The following is a 23,781-nucleotide window of genomic DNA, read 5'->3' as shown; positions in this document are numbered from 1 at the left end:
TCCTTGGTTCGTGCCGGGGGGACACCGGCGGGATGAGTCGTGGTCAGTCGTGGGTGAAGACGTCGAGGGGCCCGCCACCGGGTCCGACCATGACGGGGAGGTTGTCGATGAGCCGGGTGGTGCCGACCCGGCCCGCCACCGCGAGGAGCGCCTCCCCCCGATACCACTCGGGCACGTCCTGGAGCGTCTCGGGGTGGACGAGCACGAGGTAGTCGATCAGGGCCAGCGGCTCGTGGACGAGGACCTCGCGAGCGGCTCGCCGGATCGCCGACGGTCCCTCGACGGCCGCCGCCGCTCCGGCCCGCAGCGCCGAGGAGAGGCACAGGGCGGTCTCACGGTCGGACGCCGTGAGGTAGGTGTTGCGGCTCGACATGGCCAGGCCGTCGGGCTCCCGCACCGTCGGCACGGAGACGACCCGAACGGGGAAGTCGAGGTCCCGGACCATCCGGCGGATGAGCAGGAGCTGTTGGGCGTCCTTCTGGCCGAAGTAGGCCGAGGTGCAGCGCGTCAGGTGCATGAGCTTGGCGACGACGGTCAGCATGCCGTCGAAGTGGCCCGGTCTCGACTGCCCCTCGAGGACGTCGCCCAGCGGCCCGGCCGAGAGCCGGACACCCGGGTCGCCGTCGGGGTAGATGACATCGGGGGTGGGCGCGAAGACGAGGTCGACACCCGCGGCGGAGCAGATCTCGAGGTCGGCGTCGAAGGTGCGCGGGTAGCGCGAGAGGTCCTCCTTCGGCCCGAACTGGAGCGGGTTGAGGAAGATCGTCACGACGACGTGGGCGTGGGTCTCCCGGGCCCGTCGGATGAGCGTCGCGTGGCCGTCATGGAGTGCCCCCATGGTCATGACGACGGCGACGTCGCCGTCGTCCAGGGCGGCCCGAGCCGTTCGCAGCTCCGCGCGGGTGCGGGCAACCATCGGCGAGCCAGGACCTGCGACGGCAGGTTCGGCACCTGCGCCGGTGCCGGTCACATCCGTTCGCTCCGTGGTCATGAGTGGTCCTCCTCGTCGGCGAGCAGTTCGAGCAGCGGGTCGGCGGCGGCCGGTTTGAGCCGCCCGCTGAGCAGGGCCCGCTGTGCGGTGGCGCGCGCGAGCGCCACGTAGGTCGGCCGGATGTCCGGCGCGACCTCCGCGAGGAGGGCCACGTGGGCGGCAACGGTACCGGCATCTCCCCGCGCGACCGGGCCGGTGAGGGCCGCGTCACCCTGCTGCAGGGTGTTGGACAGCGCCGCGGACAGCAGGGGCTCGAGGACGCGCGCCGGTTGCTCGATGCCGGTGGACCGCAGCAGGTCCATGGCTTGGTTGACGAGGGTCACCAGGTGGTTCGCGCCGTGGGCGAGCGCCGTGTGGTAGGCGAGCCGTTCCGCCTCGGGCACCCACACGGGGTCGCCGCCCATCTCGATGGCGAGGGCCTCCGCGAGCGGACGTGCCAGGTCCACCGTGGTGACCCCGAAGCAGCAGTCGTGGAGGCGGTCGAGGTCGACCGAGGTCCCGGTGAACGTCATCGCCGGGTGCAGCGCCAGCGGCACGATGTCCCGCCCGGCTGCCGCCTCGAAGACGGCGATCCCGTGGGCCCCCGAGGTGTGCAGGACGAGCTGGCCGGGAGTGAAGGTCGCCGTCGCGGCGAGGCCGGCGACGAGGTCGGCGAGCGCGTCGTCCGGGATGGCGAGGACGACGAGATGCGCATCGGCGACGACGTCCGGGATGGGCTTGACCGGCACCCCGGGGAGGAGGGCGGCGGCGCGCGCACGACTCGCCTCGCTCACCGCGGAGACCCCGGTGACGTGGTGTCCCGCTCGCGCCAGAGCCGCTCCGAGAACGGCGCCGACTCGACCGGCGCCCACGATCCCGACGTCGAATCGCGCCGGACGGTCCTGGGGAGTGCTCACCCACGGCACGGTATCGCCTAGAGTCCCTGAGCGTGGATCCCGTTCCCTGGCACCAGGCGTGGCAGGCAGCGCTGTACGCCCCCGACCTGGGGTTCTATGTCACGCGCGGCGGGCCGTCAGCCCACTTCACCACGGCGACCCACGGCGTGCCGGGCGCCGTCCTCGCGCGAGCGCTGCTGCGCCTGTGGCACCGGGAACGGGGTGAGTCGCCGCCGGCTGTGGTCGTCGACGTCGGGGCCGGCCGCGGTGAGCTCGCGTCGCACCTGGTCGGCGCCGTGGACCCGCGGACGAGCGTCGTCGCCGTCGACGTGGTCCCGCGGCCCGAGGGCCTGGACGCGCGGATCAGCTGGGTCGAGTCGCCCGGGGGCGCAGCGCTTCCGGAGGACCTGGACCGACTCGACGATGCTCTCGTGATCGGGCACGAGTGGCTCGACGTCGTCCCGTGCGTCATCGCCGAGATGGACCAGGAAGGTCACCTGCGTGAGGTCCTCGTCGCCCCGGACACGGGCGCCGAGCGGCTGGGCGGCCCACTGGAGCCGCTGGACGCGGCGTGGGTGGAGGCGCACTGGCCGGACGCGAGTCCGGGTGACCGCGTGGAGGTCGGCAGGGCACGGGACACGGCGTGGGCCGACCTGGTCCGCCGCGTCGAGCGCGGCCTCGTCGTTGCCATCGACTACGGGCACCTCGTCGGCGGCCGGCCATCGCAGGGAACCCTCACGGCCTACCGGTCCGGCACCCAGACGGAGCCGGTCCCGGACGGGAGCTGCGACATCACGGCCCACGTCGCCATGGACAGCCTGGCTGCCGACCTGCTAGCCACCCAACGGGACGTGCTGCGGTCGCTCGGCGTGCGCGGAGCCACGCCGGAGCACGCCTTGGCCCAGCGGGACCCGATGGCCTACCTTCGCGCCCTCGAACGGGCGTCGGCCGAGGCAGAGCTCATCCGGGTCGGGGGGTTCGGTGACTTCTGGTGGGCGATGAAGCGCGTGGGCACCCCCGACGTACCCTGACCCCATGCGTCGGCTCGTCCTCCTGCTCCTTGCTCTCGGCTCCGTCCTCGGGAGCATCGGAGCCATCGTCGTGATGACTCCGAGGACGGCGAGCGCCCACGACGTCCTCGAGAAGACGACGCCGGCGGACGGAACCTCCGTGGAGCAGCTCCCGGCCGAGGTGGTGCTGGTGTTCAGCCAGGAGCCCCTCGAGATCGGCCTCCAGGTGATCGTCACGGGTCCGTCCGGCAACGTGGCGGAGGGAGCAGCCGTGGTCGAGGGACGCGAGGTTCGTCAGGCGCTCTCGTCCGCGGCGGCCGCGGGCGGGTACACCGTGGCCTACCGGGTGACCTCGGAGGACGGACATCCCCTCACCGGGTCCTACCAGTTCTTCGCCCTGAAGGGGCTCGACGGGTCGACGGCGACCGCTGGCCCCACGGCCCTCGTCGCCGCCCCAGCCGAACCCGACGACGAGGCCGCCAAGGACTCACAGCTCGTGCCGGTGCTCCTCACCGCTGCCGGCACCGTCGTCGCGCTCGGCCTCATCGCCTTCATGACGGTCAGGCTCCGACGCAGGCCGTCTGACGAGCTCGGTGGAACGGGCGACGAGGATCACTGAGACTCGGCCAACACCGGTCGCACCGACCGAGTGGGGACACGGCATACTCGACCCATGACCGAGACGACCGTGTCGCACCGTTCCTCGCGTCCACGCGCCCTCACCGTCGGGGTGGGTGCCGGAGGTCTGGCGACGGCGGACATGGTCCTCAACATCGGACCGCAGCACCCCGCCACCCACGGCGTCCTCCGGCTGCGGATCGTCGTCGACGGTGAGCGGATCGTCACGGCGGAGCCGATCATCGGCTACATGCACCGGGGTGCCGAGAAGCTCTTCGAGGTGCGCGACTACCGCCAGATCGTCGTCCTGGCCAACCGGCACGACTGGCTGAGCGCCTTCTCCAACGAGCTCGGGGTGGTGCTCGGCGTCGAGCAGATGCTCGGCATGGAGGTCCCTGAGCGGGCCGTGTGGGTGCGCACCGCCCTCGCGGAGCTGAACCGGGTCCTCAGCCACCTGATGTTCCTCGGCAGCTATCCCCTCGAGCTCGGAGCCATCACCCCGGTCTTCTACGCCTTCCGGGAACGCGAGGAGCTCCAGTCCGTCCTCGAGGAGATCTCCGGCGGTCGGATGCACTACATGTTCAACCGGGTGGGCGGGCTCAAGGAGGATCTTCCGGCCGGGTGGCTCGGTCGGGTCGACAAGGCGATCGTCAACGTCCGCAAGCGCCTCCCCTCGCTCGAGCACCTCCTGGTGGGCAACGAGATCCTCGAGGCCCGGACCAAGGGAGTGGGTGTCCTGCCGCGAGAGACCGCCCTCGCGTACGGGGTGTCCGGCCCGATCGCCCGCGCCAGCGGGATCGACGTGGACCTGCGCCGCGACACTCCGTACCTCGCCTACGGCGAGCTGTTCGGGCCCAACGGACCGGGTCGCGTCGTCACCCGTGAGTCCGGTGACTCGCTGGCCCGCCTCGAGGTGCTCCTCGAGCAGACCCGGGTCAGCCTCGACATCGCCGAGGCCTGCCTCGACCGGCTCATCCAGCTGCAGCCTGGCCCCATCAATGTGAAGCTGCCCAAGGTCCTCAAGGTTCCGGAGGGCGAGATCTACTGCGCGACCGAGAACCCGCTCGGGTTCAACGGGTACTTCCTCGTCTCCCGCGGCGACAAGACTCCGTGGCGGCTCAAGCTGCGCTCCGCGTCCTTCAACAACGTCGCCGTGCTCACCGAGATGCTCCCCGGCCAGCTCATCTCGGACATGGTCTCGATCCTCGGCTCGATGTTCTTCGTGGTCGGCGACGTCGACAAGTGATTCTCCGTATGCCGCTGGGCTGGCTCGGGCGCGTCCGAGCGGTCCGCGCCGGCACCGTGGGGATCGTCGTGGCTCTGGTGTGGAGCACCTCGGCGTGCTCGGACGAGGACCTCGTCGACACGATCCCCCCGCCGCGACCGAACCGGACCACCTCGGTCGTCACGGGCCCGCCCGGGGCGTCACCGGCGACGTCCACCCTGTCGTCGGCCCCGGTCTCGAGGACGGCCGACGTCAGGAGCGGGACGACGGAGACGACGACCCGCCCGACCGCGCGGACGACCGGGGCCCCGACCACGGCCCAAGGTGCGGTGACGACGCAGTAGCCGCGCGCTTCCGACCCCGGGGTCGGTGAGCAGGCGGGCCGCTCAGGAGGCGGGGACGCCGAGGTATCGCGGCGACCCGGACGCGATGTCGATGACCAACCGGTCGCCCAGTGGCTTGGCCAGGTGCAGGACGGTCGGGGTGAGGAGATACTGCATCGTGCACATGGTGCCCGGGTCGGGCGGGGTGAACGTGCCTCCGACGACCACGAGGTCGGGGAACTCGACCGCGTGGCCGGCGAGGTCACGGTCGCAGGCACCGTGGCCGAGCTGGACGGTGATGGTCTCGCCGGAGATGTCCGCGAGGGCGTCGGCGGAGCTCAGCCCCGGCGACGCCGGGGGCAGCGCGGGCGGGGTGGCCGACGGTTGCGGCGGCTCGAGGACCCCTTGTGCGGTGGCGACGACGACCAGCGGTCGGGCGAGCCCCGTGGCCGTGAACGACCACGCGGGAACGGTGGCCTCGCCCGCCGTGGTCGGGACGCGGGCCGTCGTCAGGGTGGCGCCCGTCAGCGTGAGCTGACATTCGCTCGGAGGGATGCCACTGCAGTCACCTTCGGCGCCCTCGAGCGCGCGGGTCATCGCGTCCCGCGGCGAGAGCACGTCGACCGGTCGCTCCGTGCCGTCCGGGAGCCTCATCGACGAGACGCCGATCTCGTCCTTCGGGATGCGGGCCCCGAGCGTGACCCGTCCTGCGGACCAGGCGACCTTCTGGGCGTCCGTCTCGAAGGACAGGTCGACCGCCCAGGGCCCCAGCAGGGTCGGCCCGGCCGGCTGCTCGGGGAGGCCCGCCTTCCGGACCGCGGCCGCCACCGCTTTCGCCCTCTCGACGAAGGACTCGGGGGCCGGCTCCGACGGAGCAGTGGTCGACCCGGCCGGCAGGTCGCTCGGGGCACCGGTCAGCGGTTGCCGCCCGTCGGACGCTTCCCCCGATCGGGGAGCCGTCGCGCCGGTCGAGCCGGGGAGGGGACGGACCACCTCGCCGCAACCGCCGAGTGTCAGGCCGAGCGGGACCAGGAGAACCAGCACGAGAGTTCGCAGCCCGCGGCCGCGCGTCGGGAGCGCCATGACATGGAGACCCCCGAAGATCTCCGATCGTTGCATCAACGGTCCTCGGCGTGGCCGTTCAGGTGGCGCAGCTCGTCGTCGTCCCCCTCGTCCCGCGGGCGCACCCGGCACCACCGCTGTACCACCATGCCGGCGATCGCCAGGGCCAGGGCCACCACGACATGCAGGGCGAACGGCCAGATGCGGCCCCGCTGCGACTCGACGTCGGCGTCGGGCAGCAGCACCAGCACGATCGCGGCGTACCAGCCCGTCAGGGCGGCCCCCGTCAGGGCGGCCGCCTGACCGAGCACCAGCGTGCGCGCGGCGCGGAGGGCAGTCATCGAGGGCGAGGGAGCCCCGTCACGAAAGGTGCGCACCTGCCAACCGGCAACGAGGACACCTCCCCCGAGGAACAGTATCGCGGCGGCGCCCACCCAGCCCGGATGCGGGATGGTGCCCCTCGACGCCTCGACCCAGCGCATGACGAGCCACGCCAGGACGAGGACCGCGAGCCCGGTGAGAACCAGGGTGGTGACTCGGATGCCCGGGTGTCGCTTCACGACTGGCCCCACTCGGGGCCCGGGCGGACGCCCGACTGGTCCAGACCGCCGAGGATCTGCCGGACGGGACGGATCTCCTGGTCCGCGGAGCCGAGCCGGAGACGCGCATCAGGGTCCGCAGCAGCCCAGGGCACGAGCACGAAGGCACGCTCTCCGGCGCGAGGGTGCGGGAGGGTGAGGGTTTCGTCGTCGCTCACCACCTCCTCCGCCGATCCCGGAGTGCCGACCTGGATGAGGTCGAGGTCCAGGGTGCGGGCGTCCCATCTCACGTCGCGCGTCCGGCCGTGGGCGGCCTCGATGCGGTGGAGCGCGTCGAGCAGGTCGGCGGCCACCAGGGTCGTCCGTCCCACGACGACGGCGTTCAGGTAGGGCGGCTGGTCCGGTCCCCCCACGGGCTCGGACTCGACGATGGGCGACACGGAGGTCACGGTGAAACCCGGCAGCGAACGCAGTGCGTCGACCGCGAGCGACAGCGTGCGACCCCGGTCGCCGAGGTTCGAACCCAGCGCGATGACCGCACGTGGGCCTCGGCTGCGGCGAACCCGCACCTCGACGTCCGTGAAGGGGTGACCCACGGGTGCCTCCGGCTTGTGGACCACGACCTCGACCGAGTCGACGAGCCCGAAGTCGAGCACGTCGTCGGCGATGACCTCGGCCAACCGTTCGACCAGGTCGAACGAGGGCCCCGTGATGCGGGCCACGATGAGCGACGCCACCTCGGCATAGTTGACGGTGGCGGACAGGTCGTCGGTCTGCCCGGCCCGGGACAGGTCGAGCGACAGGTGGACGTCGACGACGAAGGTCTGACCGTCCCGCTTCTCCGCGTCCAGGACCCCGTGGTGGCCGCGGGCGGTCACCCCCCTGAGGACGATCTCGTCAGTCACGGAACGCCTCAGCGAGGGTGTCGCCGCCCTCCTGCCCCTGGGCCCCGCCCGGGGTCGAAGGCAGGTGGGCCAGCGCGGCGCTGACGACCGAGAGCACGCGCACCGTTGACGCGACGTCGTGGACCCGGACGCACCACAGGCCGGCCATGGCTGCCATCACCGAGGTCGCGGTCGTCTCGAGGTCGCGGTCTGCGGGCGGACGAGGCGGCTCGCCTGGCGACTGACGCAGCCGGCCCAGGAACGTCTTGCGCGAGGCCCCGAGGAGAACGGGGTGCCCGAGCTCGTGCAGCTCCGGCAACGCGGCCATCAGGGCCCAGTTGTGCTCGGCCGTCTTGGAGAAGCCGAGACCCGGGTCGAGCACCAGCAGGTCCTCGTTGACCCCGGCCTCGAGCAGCTCGTCGCGTCTCGACCCGAGCTCCCGGCACACGTCTGCCACGACGTCGTCGTAGGCGGCGAGCGCCTGCATGTCGGCGCTGTGGCCGCGCCAGTGCATCGCGATGTAGGGGACGCCGGCCCTAGCGACGAGGGGAACCATCTCGGGGTCGGCGAGGCCGCCCGAGACATCGTTGACGATTCCCGCCCCGGCGTCGAGCGCCGCGGCGGCCACCTCGGCCCGCATCGTGTCGATGGACACGACCGCGCCGCGCTCGGCCAGGTCGCGGATGACGGGCAGCACGCGGCGCAGCTCCTCCTCCACCGAGGGCCGGTCGGCGCCTGGCCGGGTCGACTCCCCGCCGACGTCGACGATGTCGGCCCCGGCAGCGAGCACCTCGCGCCCGTGCGCGAGCGCCGCCTCGGGCTCGAACCAGACGCCACCGTCGGAGAACGAGTCCGGCGTCACGTTGACCACGCCCATGACGAGCGTGCGGTCGCGTTCGGCGACGAGAGCGGCGGCCGCGAGCGCCGCGGCGTCTGAGGCGCTCATGGCCGCCATTCCGTCGTCGGGACGGCCCGGTGGGTCACTTGTTGCCCTCGAGCATGAGAGCCATGGCTTCGGCCCGGGTGGCCGGGTCGCGCAGCTGGCCACGCACCGCAGACGTGATGGTGGAGGCGCCCGGCTTGCGGATGCCGCGCATCGACATGCACAGGTGTTCCGCCTGGATGACGACGATGACCCCTTGGACCCCGAGATGCTCGACGAGTGCGTCGGCGATCTGGCTGGTGAGGCGCTCCTGGACCTGGGGTCGGCGGGCGTAGACCTCGACGAGCCGAGCCAGCTTGGAGAGGCCGGTGACCCTGCCGTCCCGGCCCGGGATGTAGCCGACGTGGGCAACGCCGTGGAAGGGCACCAGATGGTGCTCGCAGGTCGAGTAGAGCTCGATGTCGCGCAGGATGATGAGCTCGTCGTGCTCGATCTCGAAGGTCTTGTCCAGCACGTCGCCGGCCTCCATGTCGAGGCCGGCAAAGATCTCTGCGTAGGAGCGGGCGACGCGGGCCGGGGTGTCGACGAGCCCGTCCCGCTCGGGGTCCTCGCCGATGGCGATGAGGAGCTCTCGGACGGCGGCCTCAGCCCTCGCCACGTCGATCGCCATCGATCACGCCTTCTCGTCCGGGTTCACCGGACGGTCGTCGGGGACCTCGACTACCGCGACCGGCGGGTGCTCCTCCGCGAGCGGGTGGGCACCCACGGACGCCGCCTCGTCGATCTTCTCCTCGAGCTCGGGGTCGGGCGGCACGGGAGGGGCCAGGTGGCCGTTCTGCTGCGCCGCGGCCTCCGCAGGCGTGAGGACCGGGGGTCGGTCGCCGGGGACGCGCGCCTGGGATGACAGCCAGGTCGGCCGCATCGGGAGCTTGACGATGTCGTGGAACACCTTGGCGATCTCGGCCTGGTTGAGCGTCTCCTTCTCGAGCAGCTCGAGGACGAGGCGGTCGAGCACGTCGCGGTTGGAGTTGATCGCCTCGTAGGCCTCGTCGTGCGCACCTTCGATGAGCTTGCGGACCTCCTCGTCGACGACGCCGGCGATCTCCTCGGAGTAGTCGCGCTGGTGCCCGTAGTCACGGCCCAGGAAGACCTCGCCCTGGCTCTGGCCGAGCTTGATCGCGCCGATCCGCTCGCTCATGCCGAACTCGGTCACCATCTTGCGGGCCATGCCGGTGGCCTTCTCGATGTCGTTCGACGCGCCGGTCGTCGGCTCGTGGAAGACGATCTCCTCCGCGACACGGCCACCCAGGGCGTAGGAGAGCTGGTCGAGGATCTCGTTGCGGGTCGTGGAGTACTTGTCGTCAACCGGCATGACCATCGTGTATCCCAGGGCGCGGCCGCGCGGCAGGATCGTCACCTTGGTCACGGGGTCCGTGTGGTTCAACGCTGCCGCGACGAGGGCGTGACCGCCCTCGTGGTAGGCGGTGATCTTGCGCTCCTTGGCCGACATGATCCGACTGCGCTTCTGCGGGCCCGCGATGACCCGGTCGATCGCCTCGTCGAGGGCGCGGTTGTCGATGATCTTGCGGTCGCCCCGAGCGGTGAGGAGCGCCGCCTCGTTGAGGACGTTGGCGAGGTCCGCGCCGGTGAACCCGGGGGTGCGTCGCGCGACGGCGAGCAGGTCGACGTCGTCGGCCATCGGCTTGCCCTGGCTGTGGACCTCGAGGATGCGGTGCCGACCGATCATGTCCGGCGCCTCGACCGCGATCTGCCGGTCGAACCGGCCGGGCCGCAGCAGCGCCGGGTCGAGGATGTCGGGGCGGTTCGTCGCGGCGATGAGGATGACGTTGGTCTTGACGTCGAAGCCGTCCATCTCGACGAGCAGCTGGTTCAGGGTCTGCTCGCGCTCGTCGTGCCCGCCGCCGAGGCCGGCGCCACGGTGGCGGCCCACGGCGTCGATCTCGTCGACGAAGACGATGGCCGGGGCGTTGGCCTTGGCCTGCTCGAAGAGGTCGCGGACGCGGCTGGCGCCGACGCCGACGAACATCTCGACGAAGTCCGAGCCGGAGATCGAGTAGAAGGGCACGCCGGCCTCCCCGGCGACTGCGCGGGCCAGCAGCGTCTTGCCCGTGCCGGGCTGTCCGTAGAGCAGCACGCCCTTGGGGATCTTGGCCCCGACGGCGAGGAACTTCGACGGCTCCTGGAGGAACTCCTTGATCTCCTGCAGCTCCTCGATCGCCTCGTCACAGCCGGCGACGTCGGCGAACGTCACCTTCGGGGTGTCCTTGGTGGCCAGCTTGGCGCGCGACTTGCCGAACTGCATGACCCGGTTGCCGCCGCCCTGCATCTGCCCCATGAGGAACCAGAAGAGACCCAGGATGATGATGATCGGCAGGATCGAGACGAGGAGCGTGCCGATCCAGCTCGGCTCCTCGATGAAGTCGGTGTAGTTCTTCGGCGGGAGGTGCTCGTTGAGCGCGGCCACGACATCATCGCCACGGGCCTCGACGTAGAAGGCGAAGACCGTCTTCGCGTCCTTCACCGTCTTGTCGGCCGAGGTGTAGGGCTGCTTGAGGGTCAGCTCCATGCGCTCGTTGTTGAGCAGCTTGGCCGACTCGACGTTGCCGGAGGTGATCTGCTTCATCGCCTCGGACGTGTCGATGCGGGGCGCACCAGCATCCGAGAACATCATGCCGAAGACGAGCGCGCTGATGAGGACCATGATCCACACCAAGGGGGTGCGCAGAATCCGCTTTGCGTCCATGTACGTGCGGGGCGCGAAGGCCCCGGTCCTCCTGCTCGTCAGTGTGAGTGCACCGTGGTGTGCACGGGATCAACGTTCGGCGAACTCCCAGTGTTCCGCATCCCGGGCCGCCACGACCAACCAGCCCACCGCCGATCCTGCCGCGCGTCCCGACGGGCTCTCCCGGACCGACGGAAGGTCGACGGAGGCGACCGGCGTCATCGGTCAGCCGCGGGGCCGGCGGCCGCGCTGGCGCGAAGTGCCTCCAGGACGCGGCGGTCGATGCCTCCGGGCGCCAGTCGCGACTCGTAGTTCACCTCGCCGGCCCAGGCCACCAGCGCTGCCTCCACCCCGTGCTCACCCGGGCTGCGCCCGACCCGTTCGAGCAGGTGACCCACCTCGGCGGCCAGGTCGCCCTCGAGCGGGCGGACGTCCTCAGGCCGCCCGAAGTACATCTCCCACTCGTCCAGCAGCCGCCGCAGCTCGGTGACCGGGTCGGCATGGTCGTCGACCCGAAGGTCGGCGGCGACGCCGCTCCGGTCGTAGCCCGCACCGGGCTCGACCACGTAGATCGCGGCGCTCTGGCGACCGCGGGCGTCCCCGCCGGCAGCGTCACCGGCGACCAGGGCTGCGAGCAGTCGCTGGGGCAGGGTGACCCCTGCCGAATCGAGCCACGCGCGCTCCATCGCGGCGACGACCTCGGGGCCGACGAGGATGTTGCCCTGGATGGCGTACGCGGAGTCCCCGTCGCCGACTCGGGCGACACCACCGCACCACGGGGTGCACTCGTCGCCCGTGACCGTCGCCGCCGACTCCCGGCCTACGACACCGACCTGCCTGGTCGCGCCGCCCGGGTCCATCGCCGTCACCGAGTCGAGCGCCGAGTCCGCCGGCTCGCCCGCCTCCAGCCGTCCGAGCAGCTCCGGGATGTAGGCGACCCGCGCCCACGACTGGGTGGCCACCGCGCCGACACCGACCCGGGCGCCCGGGACGACGGCGCCGACGGCGAGGAACTTGCTCGCCACGGCGACGCCGTAGGCCTCGCCCTCACGGGCCACGATGGAGAACGTCATGGGCACATCCTGCCGCGTGGCCCGCTGAGCCAGCCCAGCGGCATACGGCCCGCTGCCTCAGGCGGTCGTCGCGTCACTCGTAGACGTGCGGCGCGAGCGTCCCCACGCAGCGCAGGTTGCGGTAACGCTCGTCGTAGTCGAGCCCGTAGCCCACGACGAACTCGTTGGGGATGTCGAAGCCGACGTACTTGACCGGGATGTCCACCTTGACGACGTCCGGCTTGCGCAACAGCGTGCAGATCTCGACCGAGGCCGGCTTGCGCGACTCGAGGTTGGCCTTGATCCAGGACAGCGTCAGGCCGGAGTCGATGATGTCCTCGACGATGAGGACGTCCTTGCCGGTGATGTCCACGTCGAGGTCCTTGAGGATCCGCACGACGCCGGAGCTCTTGGTGCCGGAGCCGTAGGAGGAGACGGCCATCCAGTCCATCGGCGCGGTGCCGGGCAGCGCCCGCATCAGGTCCGCCATGACGACGACGGCGCCCTTGAGGACGCCGACGAGGAGCAGGTCCTTGCCCTCGTAGTCCCTCCAGATGTCCACCGCGAGCTCGCCGAGGCGAGTCTGGATCTGCTCCTCGGTGAGGAGGACCTTGGCCAGGTCAGCTGCCATGTGCTCGCGGTCCACGAAGGCTCCTTGCTGCGTGAGGGGGACGTGCAGTTCGCTGTGCGCCCCCATTCAACCCCACCGTCGAACCCCCTGCGTCGTCGGCGACGCCTGGTGGCGCCCGCGAGGGCAGCCGGGCCGGTCAGTGAGGTGAGTGCGGGTGAGTGTGGGTCAGTGGGCGTCGGCCGTCTCGCGGATCGGGCTGAAGCGGATGGCGTCGCCCGTCCGAGCCACGGCGATGCCACCGGGCACGTGGAGCGGCCCCTGCCCGTGCCATGAGGTGAGCAGTGCATCGAGCGACTCCACGTGCGCCGCGGTGACATCGGAGATCGGCGCCCCCGCCTCGGCGGCGAGGATGCGCCACACCCGAGTGCGGATGGCACGGGGCAGCGCCGCGAGGGCCTGCAGGTCCACGCCCGGGTCGCCCGCCGTTGCCGGCAGCTCCTCCCTGGCCCGGATGGCGAGGCTCTCGAGGTAGTCCGCGTCCTCACGAAGGAGGTCGGCCGAGCGAGCCAGCGCTGCGGCGAACCCTGGCCCGAGGTCGCCCTCGAGGGCCCCGAGCAGCCGGCGCGCCCGGACCCGGCGGAACGAGGGGTCCTCGTTGTGGGGGTCGTGCCAGGGCTGGACCCCCAGGGCCTCGCAGGCCGCCGTCGTCGTGGCCCGCGGGAGGGCGAGCAGTGGACGGACGAAGCGGCCACGGCGCAGCGGCATGCCGCTCAGCGAGCGCGCACCGGAGCCCCGCGACAGCCCCAGCAGCACCTGCTCGGCCTGGTCGTCCCGCGTGTGGCCGAGCAGCACCTGGCTGGCGCCGACGCGGTCAGCCACGGCGTCGATCGCCTTGTAGCGTGCTGCGCGGGCATCCGCCTCGAGGCCGGACCCGGTGATCCGCACCTCAGCCACCATCACCTCGACCGGCGAGAGTCCCAGCTCGCGACAGGTCTGCGCCGCCTGTTCCGCGACCGCGCCGGACCCTTCCTGCAGCCCGTGGTCGACGACCACCGCGCCACCCCGCAGGCCAGATCGTGGCGCCTCGAAGGCGAGCGCTGCGGCGAGGGCGAGCGAGTCGGTGCCGCCGGAGCAGGCGACGAGCACGAGCCCGCCCTCGGGGACGTCGGCGAAGTGCTGTCGGACGGCGAGCCGGGTGGCTGCGACCGCTGGGTCGGGTCCGGTCATGTCGGTCAGAGCCTCCTGCTCAGCCGTGGACCCGGCGCACCCAGGCGCCGGGGTCGAGGATCTCGGTGGCCTTGGGCAGGGTATCGGGCGAGGACCACACCGCATTGAACCCCTCCCGGCCGACCTCGTCAGTGACGGCCCGGACGAAGACAGCCCCATCCCGGTACTGGCGCATCTTCGCCTCGATGCCGAGGAGCTTGCGCAGCAACCGGTCGATGCCCACGGCTCCGCTGCGCCGGGCGTTGAACTTGCGACGGATGTCATCGACCGTGGGGATGACGCTCGGGCCGACATCGTCCATCACGACATCGGCGTGCCCCTCGAGGAGGGACATCACGGCGGTGAGCTCGGCGATCCGGGCCTTCTGCTCCGGTGTGGCGAAGAGCTGACCGAGGCCCTCACCCGAGGAGATCACCCCCGGCAGGTTCCGGGCCAGCTGGTCGAGCCGCTGTCCGACCTCCTCGGCTGTGGGCGCCAGGTCCACCGCGAGCGACTGGGACCTGGCGATGAGGTGGTCCCGCAGCCACGGCACGGCGGTGAACTGCACGCGGTGCGTCTCCTCGTGCATGGCGACCCAGCGCCGGAAGTCGCGGGGGCTGACCCCGAGCTTGCGTTCGACCTCGACGACGTTGGGGGCGACGAGAAGGAGCCGGGGGGTCCCTCCGGGGGCCAGGTCGTACTGGCCGAGGATCTTGCTCGACAGGTAGGCGAGCAGGCCGCCCATCTCGGCGCCCGTCACCTTGCCGCCGATCGCCTGGACGGCCGGGCTGTCGGCGCCCTTGCGCGTCGCGACGAGCTTGTCGACGACCGGGTCGAGCATCGCCTTGAACGAGTCGACGTTGGCACTGATCCAGCCCACCCGGTCGACGATGAGCGGCGGCGGCGCGTCATCGGGTGCGTGGAGCCGACTCGTCGTGGCCACCGGCTCGCGCGCCTCGGCTGCCGCGGCGCGGAGGTCGGCCACGATGGCGTCCGCCTCGTCCCTGGTCACCTGGGGGCCGGGTTTGACGACGGTGCGCCCGGTCCACTTGGCGAAGTCGTAGTCGACGTATGCCGCTGAGCTCGCTCCCGGGGGATGGCTCGCTGTGGTGGGCGGCTGGGCGTCCCCGCGGTCGGCGACGGGTTCACGCCCCGTGTCCCGGGCTGGGTCGCTGGCTGGGTCGCTGGCTGGGTCGCTGGCTGGATCTCGGTCGGAGTCCCGGGTGGTGTCCTTGGCGCTGTCGGTCATGCCTGGCCTTTCATCGAGGACGGGGCCACTGCCCCAGCCAACGCCCGCTCTGTCCGGAACGTTCCCCCCTCCAGTACCCGCCGGACTGGTCGGGTTCTCGGGACTTCGGACTCTGGAACCCGGCCAGTCTGGGCGCGACCGTCGGGAGTGCCGCGAACGAGGGTGACCCGGTGCGAGCCACGCCCGGTGATCGAGAGAGGAGCTCGCCATGTTGGCAGACTGGGTCTGGCGAAGGCAGGTCGCGAAGGTGCACGCCGCCTTCGAGGCGTTGGACGCGGATCGTCTGGTGCAGTTCTGGCCCGACGACGTCGTCGTCGAGTTCCAACCCGGCACGCCGATGGCGGGTGAGTGGCGGGGCCGGGCCGAGGTGACCGCACTCTTCCGGGCCCTCTTCGCCCAGAACGTGTCACTCCGGGCCACCTTGCACCACGTTGCCGTGCAACGCCCGTGGTCGCCCACGGGCACGTGCACGGCCCTCGTCGAGTGGTCCGCAGTCGAGAGGGGAAGGGACGGCCACACGCTCGACGTCCGTCTCGTCAGTGTCGCGGAGCTACGCCACTGGAAGACGGTCCGGACGAGAGACTTCTTCTTCGACGTCCCCGGGGTGGCCGCGCACTTCGCCACCGTGGACCTCCCACCTCGACAGGCGACCGCGCCTGCGACCCCGACGGCGGCCTGACTCGGACCGGTCACCGGCAGCCGCACGCGGCGATGGCGGAGACGACGTCATCGAGCGCGGCCCTGGCTGCTTCGGTGGGCGCACCAGACACGAGTCCGGCAAAGACGAGAAGTCGGCCGTCGTCATCGACCACGGAACCAGCGAGTGCGTTGGCTCCGGTGAGGGTGCCGGTCTTGGCCCGGGCTCGTCCCGCCGCCGCCTCCGGCTCTCCGTCCTTGATGTACCGACCGGCCAACGTGCCACTCAGTCCGGCAATCGGCATGCCCTCGAGAGCCGTGCGCAGGACGGGGTGCGAGCCGTCGTACCCGAGGGCCAGCACGTCGGTCAGGAGGCGAGCCGTGACCCGGTTCTCGCGGGACAGCCCGCTGGCGTCGGCGAGGGCGACGCCCGTGGTCTCGATGCCGAGTGCGGCGACCTGCTCGACGACCCAGGCGCCCACCGTGCCGAAGTCCGTTCTCGCCGAACCGGGAGGTGCGGCGCGGAAAGCCGCCTGCCGGGCGAGGATCTCCGTCAGGGTGTTGTCGGAGTCCGTCAGGGCGAGAGCGAGCTGGTCGCGGACCGGTGCCGACTCCACGGAGCCGAGCACGCGGGGTCCGGGACCTGGTGTGCCTGTCGCCGTGCCTGTCGCCGTGCCTGTCGCCGTGCCTGTCGCCGTGCCTGTCGCCGTGCCTGTCGCCGTGCCTGTCGAGATGCCGGGGCGAAGCCGCTCCACCTGGCTCACACGGACCCCGCGGTCCTCGAGCAGGGCCGCGAAGGTGGCCGCCGTCGCTCCCACCGGATCCAGTGGCCCGGGGCGGTTCAGACCGGCGCGCTGAGTGCTCAGTCCGAGCATCGCGACGGACCCGACGATGCCGAGACGGTGGAAGTCCTCCCCCCACGTCGAAGCACGCGCCGGGCCGGGGGCGTACGACTCGTCGACCTGGAGCACGACCCGCTCGGTGCCAGAGTCGGTCAACGCCAGCGCAACCTGGTCGGCGAGGTCGGCGAGCCCGGCACGGCCGGCCACGGCCCCCGGATCTCCTTCACCGGGGGCCAGCAGGCTGTCCCCGCCGGCGACGAGGACGACCTGGTCGGCGGACGCCCCTTCGTGCACCTCGGTCCGCAATGTCTCGTCGCCGCCGAACACCTGCCCGACCGCGGCCGCGGTGAGCAGCTTGGTCGTCGAGGCGGGAATCCGGCGCTGGGAGCCACCACGGTCGTAGAGGATGCCCCCCGACTGGCCGTCTCGGACGACGAGCGACGCGTCGGCGAGGGCGGGCAGCGTCACGACGCCCGCGAGGGCCTTCCGGAGGCCCGCCGGGCTGGGAGCCGCGCCCTCCCCGGCGAGCGAGCCCAGCGGCATCCGGACTGATGTCGACGGCGAGGGTTGCGGCACGACCGGCAGCGTCCGGATGCCCGGCGTCTCGGTCGGAGGTGGCGGCGGGAGCGGCCGGGTCGTCAGCAGGCCCGGCACGAGATCGGCCGTGTCGAGGCCGAGGTAGCCCACCGCGAGGACGGCTCCAGCCGTCAGTGCCGCGGTCAACCGCCTCACGACGACGCCCCTTTCGTGTCCGCCGGATGGCTGCGCTTTTCCGGATTGGTGCCACCTACGCGACACTGTTCCTCAGAATTCTGTCAGGAAGGGCCCCGGGGACCATCCCGGGGTGAGCCAGGAAAGGGCACAGTCGTGGACTTCGACGTCACCATCGAGATCCCCAAGGGATCACGCAACAAGTACGAGGTCGACCACGAGACGGGGCGGATCCGGCTCGACCGCTTCCTCTACACGTCGATGGCCTACCCCGGCGACTACGGCTACATCGAGGGGAGCCTCGGCGAGGACGGCGACCCGCTCGACGCGATCGTGCTGCTTCCCGAGCCGACCTTCCCCGGCGTCCTCATCCACGCCCGGCCCATCGGCGTCTTCCACATGGAGGACGAGGCCGGCGGTGACGACAAGGTCCTCTGCGTTCCCGTCGACCCGCGGATGGACAACATGCAGGACGTCCGCGACGTGCAGCCGCACAAGCTCGACGAGATCAAGCACTTCTTCGAGCGGTACAAGGACCTCGAGGCCGGCAAGCACGTCGCAGCGGCCGACTGGAGCGACCGGGCCACCGCCGAGCGGGTCGTCCGAGAGGCGATCCAGCGGGCGACAGACGAGGGCACCACGACCCACCGGTGGGCGCCGCACAGCTCACACTGACCGGCAGGCGCCCCGCGGTCCAAGGAGATGCCGCCCACTCCGTCGGAGTGGGCGGCATTCCCGTGTGCCGTGCAGAGAGGGGTCAGACGGGCTGCTTCTCCATCGGGACCGGCTCGCTGTGCAGGGACGACTCGCGCCGCTTGGAGACGAGGACCGCCACGACGATGACCGCGACCGCGGCGAGCGCGATGGCATAGCGGATCGGGCCGTTCGCCGAGTCGCCGACCGACAGCGTGACGACCGCCGGGGCGATGAGCAGCGAGACGAGGTTCATCACCTTGAGCAGCGGGTTGATGGCGGGACCGGCCGTGTCCTTGAACGGGTCACCCACGGTGTCGCCGATGACGGTCGCCTCGTGCGCCGGGGAGCCCTTGCCGCCGAACTTGCCGTCCTCGACGATCTTCTTCGCGTTGTCCCATGACCCGCCCGAGTTGGCCAGGAAGACAGCCATCAGGGTGCCCGTGGCGATGGTGCCGGCGAGGTAGCCGGCCAGCGGCCCCACGCCGAGGCCGAAGCCGACGGCGATGGGCGCGAACACGGCCAGCAGACCCGGCGTGGCGAGCTCCCGGAGGGAGTCACGCGTGACGATGTCGACGACCTTGCCGTACTCAGGCTTGCCCGTGCCATCCATGATGCCGGGGATGTCGCGGAACTGGCGCCGCACCTCCATCACCACGGCGCCCGCCGCACGGGCGACCGCGTTGATGGCCAGACCCGAGAAGAGGAAGACGACCGAGGCGCCCATCAGCATGCCCACGAGCGTGCCCGGGGAGACGACGTTGGCGACGAAGAAGTCGGCAGACGCCTCGCCGGCCTCGCGCAGCGCCTGTCCGATGGCATCGGAGTAGGAGCCGAACAGGGCGGTCGCGGCCAGGACTGCTGTCGCGATCGCGATGCCCTTGGTGATGGCCTTGGTCGTGTTGCCGACCGCGTCGAGCTCGGTGAGGATCTGGGCGCCCTCGGCGGAGACCTCGCCGCTCATCTCGGCAACACCCTGGGCGTTGTCGGAGACCGGGCCGAAGGTGTCCATCGCGACGATGACCCCAACCGTGGTGAGCAGGCCGCAGCCGGCGAGGGCGACCATGAAGAGCGAGACGATGATCGAGCCAGACAGGAGGAACGCACCGTAGACCGCGCCGGCGATGACGAGTGCCGTGTAGACGGCGGACTCGAAGCCGACCGACATGCCGCCGAGGATGACCGTGGCCGCCCCCGTGAGCGAGGCGCGGGCGACGTCGTTCGTCGGCTTCGTCTCGGTGCCGGTGAAGTAGCCCGTGAGCCACAGGATGATCGCCGCGAGCACGATGCCGATGATGACGGCGACCGTCGCGATGAGGGCCGGGTTGCCCTCCTGGCCGGCCACGGCGTCGACACCCAGGTCCGCGAAGGAGGTGGGCAGGTAGACGAACGCGGCGAGACCGGAGAGGACCGCCGAGATCAGCGCGGAGATGTAGAAGGACCGGTTGATCGTGACCAGACCGGGCTCGCCGATCTTCGCCTTGGTGATGTAGACGCCGATGATGGCGGTGAGGACGCCGATGGCCGGGACGATCAGGGGGAAGATGAGGCCCTTGGTACCGAAGGCCGAGCTGCCGAGGATGAGCGACGCCACCAGCGTGACGGCATACGACTCGAAGAGGTCGGCGGCCATGCCGGCGCAGTCGCCGACGTTGTCACCGACGTTGTCCGCGATCGTCGCGGCGTTGCGCGGGTCGTCCTCGGGGATGCCCTGCTCGACCTTGCCGACGAGGTCGGCGCCGACGTCGGCGGCCTTCGTGAAGATGCCGCCGCCGACGCGCATGAACATCGCGAGCATCGCGGCGCCGAACCCGAAGCCCTCGAGGACCTTGGGTGCCTCGCCCGCGTAGACGAGGACGACGACCGACGCGCCGAGGAGACCCAGGCCCGTCGTGGCCATGCCCACAGCGCCACCGGTGCGGAAGGCCACCTCCATCGCCTTCTCGCGTCCGCCGTCCCCGTTGGCGGCCGCCGCGACCCGGACGTTGGCGCGCGTCGCGAGCCACATCCCGAAGTAGCCGATCGACGCGGAGAAAGCCGCACCGAGGAGGAAGAACACCGAGCGGCCGATCCGCTCGCCCGACTCTCCGGGGAGCAGGAAGAGCAGGAAGAAGACGATGACGGCGAAGATGCCCAAGGTGCGGAACTGGCGAGCCAGATAGGCCGCCGCCCCCTCCTGCACCGCTGCCGAGATCTCCTGCATCTTGGGCGTGCCCTGGCCGGCGGCGAGCACACCGGCCCGCAGCACGAAGGCGATGACGAGGGCGACGAGCGCCACCACGGCTACGGCTATGACGATTCCTCGGTCACTACCGGTGACGGCAATCTCCGCCGCTGTTAGGGAAGACATCGAACTCCTGATCCATGCAGCCTGCATATTTCTGGGACCGGTCGACACCCTTGCGGACCGGCATGGCCGAACGCGATTGTCGTCGGTTGACCGACGTGACGCTGCGTACTCTAGGGCATCGAGTCGGCGTGGCGACCGGTGACTCAGGTCACGATGGCGGACACGATCTCGACGAACGCCACCAGCATCACGGCGGTGGCGACGACAGCCGGGATGACCCCGTCGTGCAGGGTCGGACGAGAATGTCTGCGGCTGTGGCGCTCGCGCAGGGCGTGGAGGACCACCCACATCCCGGCGCCGGCCGCGAGGACCGTGGGTAACATCGCGCCGAGGCCCACTCCGGTGAAGGCCATTCGTCCGACGAAAAGGGCGGCGACGGTGATCGCCAGACCGGTCCGCAGCCAGGCGAGCGCAGTCCGCTCCGTCGCGAGTCCCGGATCCCTCGGCCCGTCGGGGGGCAGAGGGTCGCCCGAGGGCGGCTGGTCGGGCACCACTCAGACGACCAGTGCAGCGACGACGAGTCCGACGGCGACGCTGGCCACGGCGAAGGCGACGACGGCCGCGACGGGTGCGCTGGGCAGCGGCGCCCCCGTCCGCATGGCGCGTTCGGTGCGCACCCAGCCGCGCCACGCCTGGACCGCTGCCAGGAGCGCGACCAGGGCGAGCAGCATCGCGATCACCCGTTGCAGCGGATCAGGCATGGGCAGGTCGAGTGCATCGAGTGCCGCCGCACCGGCGAGCAGCGCCAGGGTGGTCCGGATCCAGGCGAGGAAGGTCCGCTCGTTGGCGAGGCTGAAACGGGGGTCCGGCTCGTCGCCCGCCCCGTAGACGGACCGCGGCCAGCGACGGTCCGGTGCGTTGCTGTCGCTCACGGCCGCCCCGTCACCGCGTCGCCTGCCGGACCGCGTCCACGGCCCGGGCGTCGACCGGGTCCACGAGGTCTGCCCAGTCATGGTGGCGCTGCACATACCGCGCCACGTACGGACAGACCGGAACCACGCGCAGCCCGTCGGCGCGGGTCGTGTCCAGGGCCTGACGGACGAGCACGCCGGCCAGTCCCTGCCCCGCGTAGGCGTCGTCGACCTCCGTGTGGAAGAAGATCCGCCGGCCGGCCTCGTCCGTGTACTCGGCCGCCCCGGCTCGCGTACCTGCCACCGCGACCTCGAAGCGGCTCCGCGCGCGGTTGTGAGTGACCACCGGGGCGGTCCGGCCGCTCTTTGAGACCGCTGGGTCCGCCTCAGGGCGGCTCGGATCGGTCATGTCTGTTGTGGCCTGTGCGTCTCTTGCCATGGCCTGAGTCTGCCTGACCGGGCTAGCGTGGTCGAGGTGAGCAACCCGGAGAAGGATCCCGCCGAGCTGGTGTGTGACGGTCGCGGGGTCGGCCCGGCGGGGAGGCCGGTCGTCCTGGCCTACCGAGACGTGCCCCTCGGCGGCCCGCGGGCGATGCCGGTGCGCCGCAGCCTGCCGCAACGCGGGCGCTCGCTGATCGGGGCCTGGTGCTTCGTCGACCACTACGGACCGGACGACGTCTCGGAGACGGGCGGCATGAAGGTTCCGGGCCACCCACACACCGGCCTGCAGACGGTGTCCTGGCTCTTCACCGGTGAGATCGAGCACCGGGACACGACGGGCGCCCACGCCCTGGTCCGTCCGGGCGAGCTCAACATCATGACCGCCGGCTCGGGCATCGCTCACTCGGAGTACTCGACCGACAGCACGACGGTGCTGCACGGGGCGCAGCTGTGGGTCGCCCTGCCCGACGAGCACCGGTTCGTGTCGCCGGCGTTCGAGCACTACGCGCCACCGGCCACCGACGTCGAGGGCGCGCGGGTGCTCGTCTTCCTCGGGACCCTCTTCGGTGAGACGTCCCCCGTGTCGATGTACACCGACCTCGTGGGTGCGGAGATCAACCTCCGGCCGGGGCAGCAGCTGGAGATGAGCGTCAGCGCCGAGCACGAGCACGGGTTCCTCTGCGACACGGGAATGCTCATCTCGGCGGGCGCGGTTGCGAAGCCGGGGGAGATCATTTTTCACCCAACGGGCACCGACCACCTGGCGATCGAGGGCGACCCGTCGGAGCCGACCCGCGTGCTCCTCCTCGGTGGGGAGCCCCTCGGGGAGCAGATCGTCATGTGGTGGAACTTCATCGGCCGCACGCACGACGAGGTGGTCCGCTTCCGTGAGGGGTGGCACCGCGAACGGGAGACCCACGGCGGGGTGCAGTTCGGGGCGTTCCCGGACAGCTGGCCGGACACGTTGCCCGCGCCTGCGCTGCCGAACGTCCGCCTCCGAACGCGGGGGTGAGGCAGGGGCCGCGGGCGAGGGTCCGGGAATCGGGCGACCGCGGCTCGTTGTTGGTCCGTGACGTGACCATCGACCTGCGCATCTTCACCGAGCCCCAACAGGGCGCCACCTACGACGACCTGCTCCGGGTGGCCCGCGCCGCCGAGGATCTCGGGTTCGGCGGGTTCTTCCGCTCGGACCACTACCTCCACATGAGCGGGGACGGCGGTTCCGGGCCGACCGACGCCTGGACGACGCTCGCCGGCCTGGCCCGGGACACCTCGACGATCCGGCTCGGGACCCTCGTCACCTCGGCGACCTTCCGCCTGCCCGGCCCCCTGGCCGTCCAGGTGGCCGGGGTGGACCAGATGAGTGGCGGTCGCGTCGAGCTGGGGCTCGGAGCCGGGTGGTTCGAGCAGGAGCACCGCGCCTACGGCATCCCGTTCCCGGCGCTCGGCGAGCGGTTCGACCGGCTCGAGGAGCAGCTCGCCGTCATCACGGGGCTGTGGAGCACCCCGCCCGGCGAGACCTTCTCGCACCAGGGATCCCACTACCCCGTCGTCGACTCGCCGGCGCTGGCCAAGCCGGTCCAGGACGGAGGGGTGCCGATCATCGTCGGAGGGGCGGGGAAGCGACGCACCCCGGCCCTCGCGGCGCGGTATGCCGCTGAGTTCAATGCCGCTTTCCAGTCGGCTTCAGCCTCTGGCGAGCTCTTCGAGCGAGTCCGCGCCGCGTGCGCCGCGATCGGCCGCGACGGTGACGCTCCCGTGTACTCGGCCGCCCAGGTGGTCGTGCTGGGCGAGGACGCCGCGACCCTTCGGCGACGCTCGGCCGCGATCGGCCGTGAGGTCGATGAGCTGCGCACGAACGGCCTGGCCGGGTCGGCCGACGAGATCGTCGACCGGATCGGCGCGTTCGCTGAGGTCGGGGCGTCGCGCCTCTACCTGCAGGTGCTCGACCTGTCCGACCTCGATCACCTCGAGGAGATCGCCCACCGGGTCCAGACCCAGCTCTGAGCGCCAACCCGGCGGCGAC

General features: G+C 71.4%; 25 protein-coding genes. 8 read left to right on the top strand and 17 right to left on the bottom strand.

All coding sequences use genetic code 11. The features are described 5' to 3' along the window. Window positions 1-43: 43 nt before the first annotated feature. Window positions 44-991 (bottom strand): pantoate--beta-alanine ligase, encoded by a 948-nt coding sequence (gene panC / locus INTCA_RS03090; RefSeq protein ID WP_013491477.1) that lies wholly within the window; start codon window positions 989-991, stop codon window positions 44-46. Further along, window positions 988-1,896, bottom strand: a complete 909-nt coding sequence (locus INTCA_RS03085) for a Rossmann-like and DUF2520 domain-containing protein (RefSeq protein WP_013491476.1) — start codon at window positions 1,894-1,896, stop codon at window positions 988-990. The genes panC and INTCA_RS03085 overlap by 4 nt, the downstream gene beginning before the upstream one ends. 23 nt (window positions 1,897-1,919) lie before the next feature. On the opposite strand from INTCA_RS03085, the gene INTCA_RS03080 reads away from it, so the two are divergent. The 4 genes from INTCA_RS03080 to INTCA_RS03065 are packed head-to-tail and all read left to right on the top strand — an operon-like array spanning window position 1,920 to window position 5,063. Continuing rightward, the gene (locus INTCA_RS03080) at window positions 1,920-2,897 is read left to right on the top strand and encodes an SAM-dependent methyltransferase (RefSeq protein WP_013491475.1); all 978 of its coding nucleotides are present in this window, start codon (window positions 1,920-1,922) and stop codon (window positions 2,895-2,897) included. A 4-nt stretch (window positions 2,898-2,901) separates the two neighbouring features. After that, window positions 2,902-3,495: a copper resistance CopC family protein gene (locus INTCA_RS03075; RefSeq protein ID WP_013491474.1), complete on the top strand. Its 594-nt coding sequence runs from the start codon at window positions 2,902-2,904 to the stop codon at window positions 3,493-3,495. 54 nt (window positions 3,496-3,549) lie between these two features. Then, window positions 3,550-4,740, top strand: a complete 1,191-nt coding sequence (locus tag INTCA_RS03070) for an NADH-quinone oxidoreductase subunit D (RefSeq protein ID WP_013491473.1) — start codon at window positions 3,550-3,552, stop codon at window positions 4,738-4,740. An 8-nt stretch (window positions 4,741-4,748) separates the two neighbouring features. Then, a complete protein-coding gene (locus tag INTCA_RS03065) occupies window positions 4,749-5,063 on the top strand; it encodes a hypothetical protein (RefSeq protein WP_013491472.1) in 315 nt (104 codons plus the stop codon). 42 nt (window positions 5,064-5,105) lie between these two features. Here the strand turns inward: INTCA_RS03065 and INTCA_RS19755 are convergent, their stop codons facing one another. The 10 genes from INTCA_RS19755 to INTCA_RS03015 all read right to left on the bottom strand — a co-directional run bounded on the left by INTCA_RS19755 (window position 5,106) and on the right by INTCA_RS03015 (window position 15,231). Then, a complete protein-coding gene (locus INTCA_RS19755) occupies window positions 5,106-6,161 on the bottom strand; it encodes a hypothetical protein (protein WP_013491471.1) in 1,056 nt (351 codons plus the stop codon). Next, the gene (locus INTCA_RS03055; RefSeq protein WP_013491470.1) at window positions 6,161-6,664 is read right to left on the bottom strand and encodes a DUF3180 domain-containing protein; all 504 of its coding nucleotides are present in this window, start codon (window positions 6,662-6,664) and stop codon (window positions 6,161-6,163) included. Before INTCA_RS03055 ends, INTCA_RS19755 begins: the two co-directional genes overlap by 1 nt. Continuing rightward, window positions 6,661-7,548, bottom strand: a complete 888-nt coding sequence (gene folK / locus INTCA_RS03050; protein WP_013491469.1) for a 2-amino-4-hydroxy-6-hydroxymethyldihydropteridine diphosphokinase — start codon at window positions 7,546-7,548, stop codon at window positions 6,661-6,663. The genes INTCA_RS03055 and folK overlap by 4 nt, the downstream gene beginning before the upstream one ends. Beyond that, window positions 7,541-8,473 (bottom strand): dihydropteroate synthase, encoded by a 933-nt coding sequence (gene folP, locus INTCA_RS03045; RefSeq protein WP_013491468.1) that lies wholly within the window; start codon window positions 8,471-8,473, stop codon window positions 7,541-7,543. The genes folK and folP overlap by 8 nt, the downstream gene beginning before the upstream one ends. A gap of 34 nt (window positions 8,474-8,507) precedes the next feature. Further along, window positions 8,508-9,080 (bottom strand): GTP cyclohydrolase I FolE, encoded by a 573-nt coding sequence (gene folE, locus INTCA_RS03040; protein ID WP_013491467.1) that lies wholly within the window; start codon window positions 9,078-9,080, stop codon window positions 8,508-8,510. A 3-nt stretch (window positions 9,081-9,083) separates the two neighbouring features. After that, window positions 9,084-11,174 carry an ATP-dependent zinc metalloprotease FtsH gene (gene ftsH, locus INTCA_RS03035; RefSeq protein WP_013491466.1) on the bottom strand — a complete coding sequence of 697 codons (2,091 nt, stop codon included), beginning with the start codon at window positions 11,172-11,174 and terminating at the stop codon, window positions 9,084-9,086. Window positions 11,175-11,371: 197 nt separating this feature from the next. After that, the gene (locus INTCA_RS03030; RefSeq protein ID WP_013491465.1) at window positions 11,372-12,226 is read right to left on the bottom strand and encodes a DUF1028 domain-containing protein; all 855 of its coding nucleotides are present in this window, start codon (window positions 12,224-12,226) and stop codon (window positions 11,372-11,374) included. Between the two features lie 73 nt (window positions 12,227-12,299). After that, window positions 12,300-12,851, bottom strand: a complete 552-nt coding sequence (gene hpt / locus INTCA_RS03025; RefSeq protein WP_013491464.1) for a hypoxanthine phosphoribosyltransferase — start codon at window positions 12,849-12,851, stop codon at window positions 12,300-12,302. Between the two features lie 150 nt (window positions 12,852-13,001). Beyond that, a complete protein-coding gene (gene tilS, locus INTCA_RS03020) occupies window positions 13,002-14,003 on the bottom strand; it encodes a tRNA lysidine(34) synthetase TilS (protein WP_013491463.1) in 1,002 nt (333 codons plus the stop codon). A gap of 19 nt (window positions 14,004-14,022) precedes the next feature. Next, complete coding sequence (locus INTCA_RS03015) at window positions 14,023-15,231, bottom strand: zinc-dependent metalloprotease (protein ID WP_013491462.1); 1,209 nt, start codon at window positions 15,229-15,231, stop codon at window positions 14,023-14,025. A 208-nt stretch (window positions 15,232-15,439) separates the two neighbouring features. Here INTCA_RS03015 and INTCA_RS03010 point away from each other — a divergent pair, with 208 nt between their 5' ends. Further along, on the top strand, window positions 15,440-15,910 hold the full coding sequence (locus INTCA_RS03010) for a nuclear transport factor 2 family protein (RefSeq protein ID WP_013491461.1): 471 nt from the start codon (window positions 15,440-15,442) through the stop codon (window positions 15,908-15,910). Between the two features lie 10 nt (window positions 15,911-15,920). On the opposite strand, the gene INTCA_RS03005 is transcribed toward INTCA_RS03010, so the two are convergent. Then, a complete protein-coding gene (locus INTCA_RS03005) occupies window positions 15,921-17,441 on the bottom strand; it encodes a D-alanyl-D-alanine carboxypeptidase/D-alanyl-D-alanine-endopeptidase (RefSeq protein WP_013491460.1) in 1,521 nt (506 codons plus the stop codon). 135 nt (window positions 17,442-17,576) lie between these two features. Here INTCA_RS03005 and INTCA_RS03000 point away from each other — a divergent pair, with 135 nt between their 5' ends. Continuing rightward, window positions 17,577-18,095, top strand: coding sequence for an inorganic diphosphatase (locus INTCA_RS03000; RefSeq protein ID WP_013491459.1), 519 nt, complete (start codon window positions 17,577-17,579; stop codon window positions 18,093-18,095). An 82-nt stretch (window positions 18,096-18,177) separates the two neighbouring features. Here INTCA_RS03000 and INTCA_RS02995 read toward each other — a convergent pair whose 3' ends face one another. The 4 genes from INTCA_RS02995 to INTCA_RS02980 all read right to left on the bottom strand — a co-directional run bounded on the left by INTCA_RS02995 (window position 18,178) and on the right by INTCA_RS02980 (window position 21,753). After that, entirely contained in the window at window positions 18,178-20,463 is a 2,286-nt protein-coding gene (locus INTCA_RS02995; protein WP_013491458.1) for a sodium-translocating pyrophosphatase, read from the bottom strand. A gap of 143 nt (window positions 20,464-20,606) precedes the next feature. Next, entirely contained in the window at window positions 20,607-20,954 is a 348-nt protein-coding gene (locus INTCA_RS02990) for a DUF202 domain-containing protein (protein WP_013491457.1), read from the bottom strand. A 3-nt stretch (window positions 20,955-20,957) separates the two neighbouring features. Next, window positions 20,958-21,335, bottom strand: a complete 378-nt coding sequence (locus INTCA_RS02985) for a YidH family protein (RefSeq protein WP_013491456.1) — start codon at window positions 21,333-21,335, stop codon at window positions 20,958-20,960. A gap of 10 nt (window positions 21,336-21,345) precedes the next feature. Then, window positions 21,346-21,753, bottom strand: coding sequence for a GNAT family N-acetyltransferase (locus INTCA_RS02980; RefSeq protein WP_234423910.1), 408 nt, complete (start codon window positions 21,751-21,753; stop codon window positions 21,346-21,348). Between the two features lie 36 nt (window positions 21,754-21,789). On the opposite strand from INTCA_RS02980, the gene INTCA_RS02975 reads away from it, so the two are divergent. Next, a complete protein-coding gene (locus tag INTCA_RS02975; protein WP_041308326.1) occupies window positions 21,790-22,767 on the top strand; it encodes a pirin family protein in 978 nt (325 codons plus the stop codon). Window positions 22,768-22,835: 68 nt separating this feature from the next. After that, window positions 22,836-23,762: an LLM class F420-dependent oxidoreductase gene (locus INTCA_RS02970; protein ID WP_041308324.1), complete on the top strand. Its 927-nt coding sequence runs from the start codon at window positions 22,836-22,838 to the stop codon at window positions 23,760-23,762. Window positions 23,763-23,781: the final 19 nt, after the last annotated feature.

Source organism: Intrasporangium calvum DSM 43043 (assembly GCF_000184685.1).
GTDB lineage: Bacteria > Actinomycetota > Actinomycetes > Actinomycetales > Dermatophilaceae > Intrasporangium > Intrasporangium calvum.
Note: the sequence above shows the minus strand (reverse complement) of the source record. Positions and strands in the feature narration are given on the sequence as shown.